Here is a 12,416-nt window from a genome sequence, read left to right as displayed (position 1 = left end):
TAAACAACCCCAAGTCCTGAAGGTGACACCATGATCGAACGCACCCTTTTCAACGCCGACCACGAGGCTTTCCGCGACAGCTTTCGCCGCTTCATGGACAAGGAAATCGCCCCCCACCACGAAGCCTGGGAAGAGCAAGGCTACGTGGACCGCGCCGTGTGGGACAAGGCCGGGGAGAACGGCTTTTTGTGCATGACCCTGCCCGAGGCCTATGGCGGCTCGGATGCAGACAAGCTGTATTCGGTGGTGCAAATGGAAGAACTGGCACGCGCAGGGTTCAGCGGCATTGGCTACGGCCTGCACAGCGAGATCGTCGCCCCTTACATCCTGCATTACGGCACCGAAGCCCAAAAGCAAAAATACCTGCCCAAGCTGGCCAGCGGTGAGATGGTGGGCGCGATCGCCATGAGCGAACCAGCTGCAGGTTCGGACCTGCAGGGCGTGAAAACCACGGCGCTGCTGCAAGCAGACGGCACCTATCTGATCAACGGCAGCAAGACCTTCATCACCAACGGCTGGCATGCCGACCTGGTGATTCTGGTGGCCAAGACCGACCCGGCTGCGGGTGCCAAGGGCACCAGTTTGTTTTTGATCGAGCGCGGCACGCCTGGCTTTGAGAAAGGTAAGCGCTTGAAGAAGCTGGGCCTGAAAGCGCAAGACACGTCCGAATTGTTTTTTGACAACGTCAAGGTCAGCGCCGACCAGCTGCTGGGTGGCGCGGCCATGCAGGGCAAGGGCTTCATTTGCCTGATGGAACAGCTGCCTTGGGAGCGTCTGCAAATTGCGATTGGCGGCATTGCCGCAGCGCAAGCGGCCATCGACTGGACGGTGCAGTACGTGAAAGACCGCAAGGTGTTTGGCCAGGCCGTGGGCAACTACCAAAACACCCGCTACACCCTGGCCGAGCTGCAGACCGAGGTGCAGGTGGCGCGTGTGTTTGTGGACAAATGCTCTGAACTGCTACTGCAAGACAAACTCGACACGGCGACGGCCAGCATGGCCAAATACTGGTGCTCGGATTTGCAGTGCAAGGTGATGGACGAATGCGTGCAGCTGCACGGCGGCTACGGTTACATGTGGGAATACCCCATCACCCGCGCCTATGCCGACGCCCGCGTGCAACGCATTTACGGCGGCACCAACGAGATCATGAAAGAAGTGATCTCGCGCAGTATGGGTTTGGCGGGACGTTGAAGCATTAACACCGTGGGCGAACAATCCAAGTACCCCCCTGTCACCCCGGGCTCGACCCGGGATCTATGCCCCTTCACACATGGATGCCGGATCAAGTCCGGCATGACACCCCGCTCTGTCACCCCGGACTCGATCCGGGGTCCGTGGTTGATCACGCATGGATGCCGGATCAAGCCCGGCATGACATCAAAAAAATGACCAGCGCTCCCACCCTCGTTGAGCCCAAACGCACACGCGGCCGTCCTCGCAAGACCGAGGGCGAGCGTGACGATGGCAATCGGCGGCAAGCGCTGATTGCGGCGGCGGCGCAGCTGTTTCACCGGCAAGGCTATGACGCCACCAGCACCCGCGAGATCGCCGCGCAGGTGGGCATGCAGCCAGGCTCGCCCTTCTACCACTTTGGCAACAAGCAAGACCTTTTGCTGGCCGTGATGGTCGAAGGCATGAAGCAGGCCAGAGAGCGCCAACGCGCAGCCTGTGCCCGTTTGGGTGGTGATGAAAGCGCTCGCGACCAGCTGCGCGTGCTGATCCGCAACCAGTTCGATGTGCTGCTGGGACCCGACAGTGACTTCATACCGGTGATGCTCTACGAATGGCGCTCGCTGAGCGCCGAACAACGCCAGACCATCACGCAGATCAAGGACGAGTACGAAGCAGCCTGGATACCCGTGCTGCAAGCCTTGCACCACAGTGGCCAGCTGCAGGCCCCGGTGGCACTGGCACGGCTGATGATTTTTGGCGCTTTGAATTGGGCAGTGCAGTGGTACCAGCCACCTCCCAAAAAGACAGCAAAGAAAAGTCCACCACGCGCCTCGCTGGACGAATTGACCGAGGCCGCCCTGGCCTTGTTTTTGAGAGACCCCGCATGAAGCCCACCACACCTTACCAATCCGTCTTTGCACCCGGCCTGCTGCGCGGGCAGGTCATCCTGGTCACCGGCGGCGGCTCGGGCATTGGCCGCTGCACCGCACACGAACTGGCGAGCCTGGGCGCACACGTGGTGCTGGTGGGCCGCAACCCCGAAAAACTCGCCAACACCGCACAAGAGATCGCGGGTGATGGCGGCCAGGTGAGCTGGCACAGTTGCGACATCCGGCGCGAGGCAGATGTACAAACCATGGTGGCGCAAGTGACACAACAGCACGGGCGTATCCATGGCTTGGTGAACAACGCGGGTGGGCAATACATCTCGCCCCTGGCCAGCACCAGCGCCAAGGGCTGGCAGGCGGTCATCGACACCAACTTGACGGGCGGTTTTTTAGTGGCACGCGAGTGCTTCAATCAAAGCATGCAACAGCACGGCGGCGCGGTGGTCAACATCGTGGCCGACATGTGGGGCTCCATGCCCGGCATGGGCCACAGCGGCGCAGCGCGTGCAGGCATGGTCAGCTTCACAGAAACGGCCGCGCTCGAATGGGCCGCACAGGGTGTGCGTGTGAACGCCGTGGCCCCGGGCTACATCGCCAGCAGCGGCATGGACCATTACCCACCCGAGGCGGGCCCGATGCTGCGCGATATGCGCAACACCGTACCGCAAGGCCGCTTTGGCACCGAAGCCGAAACTTCCGCAGCGATTGTGTTTTTGCTGTCGCCCGCCGCCAGCTTCATCAGCGGCAGCGTGCTGCGTGTGGACGGCGCCCGCCCGCAGATGCGCATGGGCTGGCAACAAACCGTGGCCCAACCCGATGTGCAAGACCGCGATGCGGTCAAACCGTTCAACGGCTTTCACCGTGCCGTCACCCCCAAGGTATTCCAATGACATTCGAATCCACCTGGAACCCGCACAGCCCTGTGGCGCAGCAACGGCGCGAGGCCGCCCTGGCCCGCCTGGCGCAGTGGCAAGCCTTGCAAGAACGGGCAGCTCTTGCCTCGGCCCAGTCCAAACCTGTGTTCGACAAACGCGGGCAGTTGCTGCCGCGTGAACGCGTGGCCTTGTTGCTGGACCCCGGTGCACCCTTCTTGCCGCTGTGCGCCTTGGCGGGCTTCATGCAAGACACGCCCGACCCTGCCAAGTCGGTGCCCGGCGGCGGCATGATCGCGGGCATCGGTTTTATCAATGGCGTGCGCTGCATGGTGGTGGCCAGCGACTCGGGCATCGAGGCCGGGGCCATTCAGGCGCGGGGCCTGGAAAAGATTTTGCGTGTGCAGGAGTTGGCCCTCGAAAACAAACTCCCCTTTGTGCACCTGGTCGAAAGCGCCGGGGCCAACCTGATGCAGTACAAGGTCGAGGGCTTTGTGCTGGGCGGCAGCCTGTTTCGCAACCTGGCCCGGCTGTCGGCAGCGGGCTTGCCGGTGCTCACCGTGCAACACGGCTCGGGCACCGCAGGCGGGGCCTACATGCCGGGTTTGAGTGACACCGTCATCATGGTGCGCGGCAGGTCGCGTGCTTTTCTGGCCGGGCCGCCTTTGCTCAAAGCCGCTACCGGCGAAGTCGCCACCGAAGAAGAATTGGGCGGCGCCGAGATGCACACCAGCGTCTCGGGCCTAGGCGAGTACCTGTGCGAAGACGACCGGCATGCGCTGGGCACGGCCCGCGATGTGGTGGCGCGCTGGGACTGGCCAGCACACAAGACACAGCGAGAAGCCAAACCCCCGCGCTTTGCCGCCGAGGAACTGCTGGGCCTGATGCCCGCCCACCACCGCGAACCGATCGACATGCGCGAGGTCATCCTGCGGCTGGTGGACGACTCGGATTTTCTGGAATTCAAGCCATTGTTCGGTGCAGCCACCGTGTGCGCACAAGCCCGCATCGGTGGCCATGCGGTCGGCATCATCAGCAACAACGGGCCCATCGATGTGGCTGGGGCCAACAAGGCCACGCATTTCATCCAGTGGATGTGCCAGCTGGGCCACCCCCTCATTTACTTGCAAAACACCACCGGCTACATGGTGGGCAAAGACAGCGAGCAAGGCGGCATGATCAAGCACGGCTCCAAGATGATCCAGGCCGTGACCAACGCCACCGTGCCGCAGCTCACCATCCAGTGTGGGGCCTCGTTTGGTGCGGGCAACTACGGCATGTGCGGGCGGGGTTATGCGCCGCGCTTTTTGTTCAGCTGGCCTGGAGCCAAGACGGCGGTGATGGGCGGCGAGCAAGCGGCCCGCACCATGCAGATCGTGGCCGAGGCGGGCATGGCCCGCAAAGGCATCACACCCGACCCCGAGAAGATGCAGGCCCAGTTCGACAAGATCGTGGCCTTGTTCGAGGCGCAGGCCGATGCCTTCTACACCAGCGGCCTGGTGCTGGACGACGGTGTGATCGACCCGCGAGAAACCCGCAGCGTGTTGTCGTTTTGCCTCGACACCTGCTGTGAAGCGGCAACCCACCAACCCCGCGCCAGCACCTTTGGCGTGGCCCGGATGTGAGTGCCATGACCATGCATAGGCACATTCCGCTTTATCACTCCGGGCTTGAGCCTTTTCTCTGCCACCCTATGGATGACCCTCTTCTCTGTCACCCCGGGCTTGACCCGGGGTCCATGCCTGTTCACACATGGATGCCGGATCAAGTCCGGCATGACAGGCGCTTACATCATCCCCGGCATGACAGACCTTGGCGTCAGACGGCATAACAGATAACCCAACAAAGTACCAGGAGACAAGCCATGCAATACACCCACGAGCACCGCGAGATCCAGAACACGCTCAAGCGTTTCATCGAATCCGAAATTAACCCCCATGTGGACGAATGGGAAGCCGCAGAAATTTTCCCCGCGCATGAGGTCTTCAAGAAGATGGGCAACCTGGGCCTCTTGGGCCTGACCAAGCCCGAGGCCTTTGGCGGTGCAGGCCTCGACTATTCCTACAGCCTGGCCATGGCCGAAGCGCTGGGGCACATTGACTGCGGCGGCATTCCCATGGCCATTGGTGTGCAGACCGACATGGCCACCCCTGCGCTGGCACGCTTTGGCAGCGATGAACTGCGCGCGCAGTTTCTGGCCCCGGCGATTGCGGGCGACATGGTGGGCTGCATTGGCGTGAGCGAGCCGGGTGCGGGCAGCGATGTAGCGGGCATCAAAACCGTGGCCCGCAAGGACGGTGACGACTACGTGATCAGCGGCCAAAAAATGTGGATCACCAACAGCCTGCAGGCCGACTGGATGTGCATGTTGGTCAACACCGGTGAAGGTCCGATCCACAAAAACAAAAGCCTGGTCATGGTGCCCATGCGCGAAAACGGCAAGTTGAGGCCCGGCATCGAAGTGGGCAAGAAGATCAAGAAGATCGGCATGAACAGCAGCGACACGGGCCTGATTTATTTTGACGAGGTGCGGGTGCCGCAGCGCTACCGCATCGGGGCTGAAGGTCAAGGCTTCATCTACCAAATGCAACAGTTTCAGGAGGAGCGCCTGTGGTGCGCGGCCAGCACCCTGCAGTCACTGACCAACTGCATCCAATGGACGGTGGAGTGGGCGCAAGAGCGCAAGCTGTTTGGCAGCACGCTGGCCGACCAGCAGTGGGTGCAGTTCAAGCTGGCCGAACTCAAGGCCGAGGTGGAAAGCCTGCGCGCCCTGACCTACCAGGCCTGCGAACATTACATCGCGGGCGAAGACGTGACCGAATGGGCCACCATGGCCAAGCTCAAAGCCGGACGCCTGAACCGCACCGTGCCCGACACCTGCCTGCAGTTCTGGGGCGGCATGGGCTTCACCTGGGAGAACAAGGTCTCGCGCATGTACCGTGATGGCCGTCTGGCCTCGATCGGTGGCGGTGCCGACGAAGTCATGCTGGGCATTCTGGCCAAGATGATGGGCATTGCCAAGCGGCCGCAAAAATGAGCAGCACTTTGTTGATCGAACGCCAGGGTGCGGTGGAAACCTGGACGATGAACGACCCGGCCACGCGCAACGCCTTGAGCGATGCGGTGGTGGACGGCTTGCTGCCAGCCTGCACGCGGGCTGCAGCGGACCCCACGCTGCGCATCGTGGTGCTGACTGGCGCAGGCGGTGCATTTTGTGCGGGCGGCAGTTTGGGCGGCTTTGCCAGCCTGATCGGTCAGCCCCTGCAGGACAGACAAACCGACCCGCTGCTGGCCATGAACAAAAGATTTGGTGACCTGCTGCATGCCTTGAGCGCCCTGCCCCAGCTGCTGGTGTGCCGGGTGGATGGCGCGGCCATGGGCGGCGGCTTTGGCCTGGTCTGCTGCGCCGACCATGTGGTGGCCACAGCGCGTTCGGTGCTGGGCACGCCCGAAGTCACGCTGGGCTTGCCGCCTGCGCAGATCGCACCATTTGTGTGGCAACGCTTGGGCGAGAGCGCCGCACGCCAATGCCTGCTGCAAGGGCTGAGCTACAGCGCAGCGCAAGCGCTGCAAGTGGGTCTGGTGCACGAAGTCATCGAAGAGGGCAGCGATGCGGCTTGGCAAGCGACTTTGCAGCGCCTCTTGCGCGCCGCGCCCGGCGCGGTGGCCAGCACCAAACAATTTCTGCGCAGCTTGCGCGGCCCGGTGCCCGACTTGCGTGATGCCGCAGCGCAGGCATTTGCCAGTGGCTTGCGCAGTGCCGAAGCCGCACAAGGCCTGGCTGCGTTTGCACGCAAACAGCCAGCACCTTGGGCCCAAGCTACCGGAGGCCCGCCATGAGCCGAACCGTCACCCGCCTGCTGATCGCCAACCGCGGCGAGATCGCCCGCCGTGTGATCCGCACCGCCCAGCGCATGGGCATAACGACCGTGGCTGTTTATTCAGATGCCGACCGCGACGCCCTGCATGTGCAGGAAGCCGACACGGCCTGCGCCTTGGGCGGCACGTTGTCGGCCGACTCGTATTTGCGCATCGACAAGTTGCTGCAAGCCGCAAGAGACAGCGGAGCTGACGCGGTGCACCCGGGCTATGGCTTCCTGAGCGAAAACGCCGAGTTCGCCCAAGCGGTCATCGATGCAGGTCTGACCTGGGTCGGGCCGCCGCCCGAAGCCATCCGCGCCCTGGGCAGCAAGTCGGCCGCCAAGGCTTTGGCACTGCAGCACGGCGTGCCTTGTCTGCCGGGCTACTTTGGCGCGGACCAAAGCGATGCCACCTTCACTGCACAAGCTGAGCAGTTGGGCTTGCCGCTGATGGTCAAAGCCGTGGCCGGGGGCGGCGGACGCGGCATGCGCCTGGTGACCGACATGGCCCAGCTGCTGCCCGCCTTGCACAGCGCCCGCTCCGAAGCGCTGGCTGGTTTTGGCAACGGTGACTTGCTGCTGGAACGCGCCTTGCTGCGGCCGCGCCACATCGAGGTGCAGGTCATGGCCGACACGCAGGGCCATTGCATCCACCTGGGTGAGCGCGACTGCTCGGTGCAGCGTCGCCACCAGAAGATCATCGAAGAATCACCCAGCCCGGCCGTGAACGCTGCGCTGCGCGAGCAACTCGGGCAAGCGGCCATTGCACTGGCTCAATCGGCGGGCTATGTGGGTGCGGGCACGGTGGAGTTTTTGCTGGACGAGGCCCAAGCCGACAAGCCGTTTTATCTGATGGAGATGAACACCCGGCTGCAGGTGGAGCACCCGGTGACCGAGCTGCTCACGGGGCTTGACTTGGTCGAGTGGCAATTGCGCATCGCACGCGGCGAGCCGCTGCCGCTGGCGCAAGCCGATGTGCGCCTGCAAGGCCACGCCATCGAGGTGCGCCTGTGCGCCGAGGACGAACACTTCACGCCGCAAACCGGCACGGTGTTGGCCTTTGCAGCGCCTGGGGGTTTGCGCTTTGACCATGCGCTGCACGCGGGTGCGGTGGTCACGCCGCACTACGACGCGATGCTGGGCAAGCTGATCGCCCACGCACCCACCCGCGCAGAGGCCATCGACCGCCTGCGCACAGGCCTGGACCAGACGGCCGTGCTGGGCCTGCCCACCAACCGCGCGTTTCTGGCCGCGTGTTTGCAGCACCCGGTGTTCCGTGCGGGTGAGGCCTTGATCCCTTTCCTGGCCGAACAGGCTGATGCGGTGCGCCAAAGCCTGCAGGCGACGAGCGATGCCCGTACCGTGTCCGCTCTGGCTGTGTTGTATGCCAACCAAGCGCCTGCAACCACCATGCCCAGCCCCTTCACGCGGCCAGTGCGCATGGGGCTGGGCACAGACACCCTCTCGCTCAACCTGCAGGAAATGGGGCAAGGCCGAGTGCGCATCCAAACAGGCGAGGCCACGCACGAGGCCCGCGTGGGGCGCAGCGCTGAGTTGCTGCACATCGACTTGGACGGCAGCCGCTGGCACGCCCGTGCCGTGGCATGCCGAGGCACCGCCAACGCTCTGCAGTGGCATGTGCAGCTGCATGGCCCAGAGACCTTTGAGCTGTGGCTGAGCGACCAAAGCCACAGCGCGCCGAACACAGGCGCCAATGCGCAAGCCGCGCAGTCTTTGCGCGCGCCTTTTAATGGCAAGCTGATCGCGCTGCATGTGCAAGAAGGCCAATCGGTCCAACAAGGCGATGCCGTGCTGGTGATCGAGTCGATGAAGCTGGAACACATCTTGTGCGCCCCACGCGATGCGGTGGTGCACAGCGTATTGACCAGCGTGGGCCAACAAGTGGGTCCCGGCCAGGTGCTGGTGCAATGGAAGGACGCTGTATGAACACCACCGACATCACACCCACATTCACCGCCGAAGAACTGCAAGGCCTGCAGACCACGGTGGAGCGTTTTGCCAAACAGGCCATCGCCCCACATGTGCCCGCTTGGGAAGAAGCCGGTCAATTTGACCGATCGCTTTATACCCAAGCCGCCGAGTTGGGCCTGCTGGGCCTGGGCTACCCCGAGCATTTGGGCGGCACACCAGCCCCTTGGCGTGCGCGCAACCTGCTGTCGCAAACCCTGGCGCGTTACGGCGGCAGCGGCGGCGTGATGGCCAGCCTGTTCTCGCTCAACATCGGCCTGCCCCCGGTCATGGCGCACGGCAGTGCCGATCTGCAAGCCGAAGTCGTGCCGCCTGTGCTGCGCGGCGAGCGCATCGCGGCCCTGGCGATCACCGAGCCTGGCGGTGGCTCGGACGTGGCCAGCCTGCGCACCACGGCACGTGCCGACGGCGCGGACTATGTGATCGACGGCGAAAAAGTCTTCATCACCTCGGGCCTGCGCGCCGACTGGATCACGCTGGCCGTGCGCACCGACCCGGCCAGCAAGGGTACCAGCGGCATCTCGATGGTCGCGGTGCCCGGCGACACACCCGGTATTTCGCGCACACGGCTGCACAAAATGGGCTGGCACAGTTCGGACACCGCACAACTGCGTTTTGACGGCGTGCGCGTGCCCCAACGTTACCGGCTGGGTGACGAAGGCGCGGGCTTCAAGATGATCATGGGCAACTTCAACGGCGAGCGCCTGGCCATGTCGGCCATGGCACTGGGTTTTGCTGAGGCTTGTTATGACGAAGCACTGGCCTGGGCACGCCAACGCCAGACCTTTGGTGCGGCCCTGATCGAGCGCCAGGTGATCCGCCACAAATTGATGGACATGCAAATGCACATCTCATCGACCCAGGCCTGGGTGGATGCCGTGACGCAGCAAGCCGATGCAGGACAAACCGGTGCCGAGTGGGTGGCGCAGGTGTGCCTGCTGAAAAACCATGCCACCCAAACCATGCAGTTTTGCGCCGATGCCGCAGTGCAAATGCTGGGCGGCATGGGCTATATGCGCGGCACCGTGAGTGAGCGGATTTACCGCGAGGTCAAAGTCATGATGATCGGCGGCGGTGCCGAAGAGATCATGAAAGAGCTGGCTGCCAAACAACTGGGCATTTGAGCGCCCAGCCCACCGCGCCATCGCAGAGCCGACAGCAGACGCCTGTGCAACAACGGGTGGGTGGGGCGTGCAAGCTCAGTCGAAAATTTCGTGCAACCAGGACTTTTTGCGTTTGTAGCCGTCTCGGTCGCCGTAGCCATAACGCCCGTCACCGTAAGCTTGGGGGCGCTGCATGCCTGGTGCTGGCTGAGCGGGCTGCTGCGGTGCTGCGGGCACAGGGGCGGCCGCTGCAGCGCGGTCCAGCAGTTTGTCCAGCTCGCCCCGGTCCAGCCAGATGCCCCGGCAGGATGGGCAGTAATCGATTTCGACGCCTTGGCGCTCGGCCATGACGAGGGGGGTATCGGCACAAGTGGGACATTTCATGGTGATTCCTTTGAATTTGGACAAGCGCAACATGTGAATCAAACCTTCATCCATTCCACCGCACCGTCTGGCAACGCACGCCCTTCGGCCACAGAGGGCAGGCAGACGCTGCAGCCCACGGAATGCAGGTGAAATGTGGGCTGACTTTACGGCTGCCATGAATCTGGTAAAAGCAGATAATCGCTGATCAACCCTCTCAAAAATTCTGTCCATGCGCACCACGTTCAACTACAAGCACCTGTACTACTTCTGGGTTGTGGCCAAGGAAGGCGGCATCACCCGGGCGGCCGACAAGCTCGACATGGCGGTACAAACCGTGAGCGCCCAAGTGCGGGAGCTGGAGCGCTCGCTGGGCTATGCCCTGCTCAAACCCGCCGGACGCGGCCTGGCCTTGACCGATGCAGGACTGGCGGCCATGCAGCAAGCCGATCAGATTTTTCAGTTGGGCGAAAACCTGCCTGCCAAGGTGCGCGACGCGGTGAGCTCACCCACCGTGCGGCTGGCCGCAGGCATCTCGGACGGTCTGCCCAAACTGGTGGTGCGCCGCCTCATGCAGCCCGTGATGGGCGAGCCACATTTGCGCTTGCTCTGCCACGAGGGGGAGTTCGACGACCTGCTGGGCGACCTGGCCCTGCACCGCCTGGACGTGGTGCTGTCGGACCGGCCTGCACCGGGCAATGCCAACATCAAGCTCTACAACCACGCACTGGGCTCGTCCGCCGTGTCCTGGTACGGCAGCGCGGCGCTGGTCAAATCGGCCAAGAAGAAATTTCCGGCCAGCCTGGCCGAGGTGCCGGTGCTGCTGCCCACCGGTCACACCGCCGTGCGCACCCGGCTGGACCATTGGTTTGAACACCACGCCATCCAGCCGCGCATCGTGGGCGAATTCGAAGACAGCGCCTTGCTCAAGACCTTTGGCGAAAGCGGCATGGGCGTGTTCCCAGCCGCCGAATGGGTGCACGAAGAGTTGCTGGCGCACTACGATGTGCAACGTCTCGGACCTTGCGAAGGGGTGAAGGAAAACTTTTTTGCCATCGGCACCGAAAAGAAAGTGCAGCACCCGCTCGTGCAGCGGCTCTTGCAGGCGAGCGACTCGGCCCATTGAGACGTGCGCTCCAGATGTGAAAAAGCCCCCAGGGCTTGTGGCCCTGGAGGCTTGATCACGAACGCCGCGTATCAGGTTTTGGCTGATCGCACACTGAGCAGCATGGTCGTGGCCAGGATGCCCACCACCACGGCCAGCGAGATGCCCACCGGGATCTTGAACACATCGATCAGGCACATCTTGGTGCCGATGAACACCAGGATCACGGCCAGGCCGTAGTTGAGCAGGTGGAACTTGTTGGCCACCGCCGCCAGCAGGAAGTACATGGCACGCAAGCCCAGGATCGCGAACACGTTGCTGGTCAGCACGATGAAGGGGTCCGAGGTGATCGCGAAAATCGCCGGGATCGAGTCCACCGCAAAGATCACATCGGTCAGCGCGATCAGGCAGATCACCATGAACAGCGGGGTCGCGATTTTCTTGCCGTTCTCCACCGTCCAGAAGTTTTCACCGTCGTAGTTCTTGCTCACAGGCAGCACCTTGCGGAGCAACTTGAGGGCCGGGTTGTCTTCCAGGTCAGGCTCTTTGCCCGCCGCCCACCACATCTTCACACCCGTGAGGATCAGGAAAGCACCAAACACATAGAGCACCCAGTGGAATTCGGCCAGCAGCCAGCCACCGACCAGGATCATCACGGTGCGCAGCACGATCGCGCCGATGATGCCGATCATGAGCACACGCTTCTGGAAATTCGTGGGCACCGCAAAGTAAGTGAAGATCATCAGGAAGACAAAGATGTTGTCCACCGCCAATGATTTTTCGATCAAGTAGCCGGTCAGGAACTCCAGCGACTTGGTGTTGGCCAGCTCCAACGATCCGGTCGTGTCCTTGATGGCCCACCAGAACAAGCCGTTGAACAGAAAACTCAGCGCGATCCAGATCAGGGACCAGTTGAGCGCTTCCTTGACGCCGATGTCATGGGCGCCCTGCTTTTTGAGCACCACAAAGTCCACGAACAGCGACACCAGCACAATGGCCACAAATGTGGCCCAGAGCCACAGGGGGGCAATGGTTTCCATGAAATTCCTCTTTTGTTATCG

11 protein-coding genes are annotated in these 12,416 nt (G+C 62.9%); 9 read left to right on the top strand and 2 right to left on the bottom strand.

Annotated elements, in window-relative coordinates; genetic code table 11:
* Window positions 1-30: 30 nt before the first annotated feature.
* From ACZ5RT_RS02095 to ACZ5RT_RS02060, 8 genes are all read left to right on the top strand, one after another.
* The gene (locus ACZ5RT_RS02095; protein ID WP_464453357.1) at window positions 31-1,194 is read left to right on the top strand and encodes an acyl-CoA dehydrogenase family protein; all 1,164 of its coding nucleotides are present in this window, start codon (window positions 31-33) and stop codon (window positions 1,192-1,194) included.
* A 194-nt stretch (window positions 1,195-1,388) separates the two neighbouring features.
* On the top strand, window positions 1,389-2,063 hold the full coding sequence (locus tag ACZ5RT_RS02090) for a TetR/AcrR family transcriptional regulator (protein WP_464453356.1): 675 nt from the start codon (window positions 1,389-1,391) through the stop codon (window positions 2,061-2,063).
* Entirely contained in the window at window positions 2,060-2,953 is an 894-nt protein-coding gene (locus ACZ5RT_RS02085; RefSeq protein WP_464453355.1) for an SDR family oxidoreductase, read from the top strand. Before ACZ5RT_RS02090 ends, ACZ5RT_RS02085 begins: the two co-directional genes overlap by 4 nt.
* Window positions 2,950-4,560, top strand: coding sequence for an acyl-CoA carboxylase subunit beta (locus ACZ5RT_RS02080; protein ID WP_464453354.1), 1,611 nt, complete (start codon window positions 2,950-2,952; stop codon window positions 4,558-4,560). Before ACZ5RT_RS02085 ends, ACZ5RT_RS02080 begins: the two co-directional genes overlap by 4 nt.
* 239 nt (window positions 4,561-4,799) lie before the next feature.
* Window positions 4,800-5,972 carry an acyl-CoA dehydrogenase family protein gene (locus ACZ5RT_RS02075; RefSeq protein WP_422169699.1) on the top strand — a complete coding sequence of 391 codons (1,173 nt, stop codon included), beginning with the start codon at window positions 4,800-4,802 and terminating at the stop codon, window positions 5,970-5,972.
* On the top strand, window positions 5,969-6,775 hold the full coding sequence (locus ACZ5RT_RS02070) for an enoyl-CoA hydratase/isomerase family protein (RefSeq protein ID WP_464453353.1): 807 nt from the start codon (window positions 5,969-5,971) through the stop codon (window positions 6,773-6,775). The genes ACZ5RT_RS02075 and ACZ5RT_RS02070 overlap by 4 nt, the downstream gene beginning before the upstream one ends.
* Entirely contained in the window at window positions 6,772-8,742 is a 1,971-nt protein-coding gene (locus ACZ5RT_RS02065) for an ATP-binding protein (protein WP_464453352.1), read from the top strand. The genes ACZ5RT_RS02070 and ACZ5RT_RS02065 overlap by 4 nt, the downstream gene beginning before the upstream one ends.
* Window positions 8,739-9,908, top strand: a complete 1,170-nt coding sequence (locus ACZ5RT_RS02060; RefSeq protein ID WP_464453351.1) for an acyl-CoA dehydrogenase family protein — start codon at window positions 8,739-8,741, stop codon at window positions 9,906-9,908. The genes ACZ5RT_RS02065 and ACZ5RT_RS02060 overlap by 4 nt, the downstream gene beginning before the upstream one ends.
* A gap of 75 nt (window positions 9,909-9,983) precedes the next feature.
* Here the strand turns inward: ACZ5RT_RS02060 and ACZ5RT_RS02055 are convergent, their stop codons facing one another.
* The gene (locus ACZ5RT_RS02055) at window positions 9,984-10,271 is read right to left on the bottom strand and encodes a TFIIB-type zinc ribbon-containing protein (RefSeq protein ID WP_422169702.1); all 288 of its coding nucleotides are present in this window, start codon (window positions 10,269-10,271) and stop codon (window positions 9,984-9,986) included.
* 211 nt (window positions 10,272-10,482) lie between these two features.
* Here ACZ5RT_RS02055 and ACZ5RT_RS02050 point away from each other — a divergent pair, with 211 nt between their 5' ends.
* On the top strand, window positions 10,483-11,376 hold the full coding sequence (locus ACZ5RT_RS02050; RefSeq protein ID WP_464453350.1) for a LysR family transcriptional regulator: 894 nt from the start codon (window positions 10,483-10,485) through the stop codon (window positions 11,374-11,376).
* A gap of 71 nt (window positions 11,377-11,447) precedes the next feature.
* On the opposite strand, the gene ACZ5RT_RS02045 is transcribed toward ACZ5RT_RS02050, so the two are convergent.
* A complete protein-coding gene (locus ACZ5RT_RS02045) occupies window positions 11,448-12,395 on the bottom strand; it encodes a TerC family protein (protein ID WP_422169704.1) in 948 nt (315 codons plus the stop codon).
* Window positions 12,396-12,416: the final 21 nt, after the last annotated feature.

This window comes from Limnohabitans sp. TEGF003, from assembly GCF_055395455.1.
This window is presented reverse-complemented; position numbering and strand designations above follow the sequence as displayed.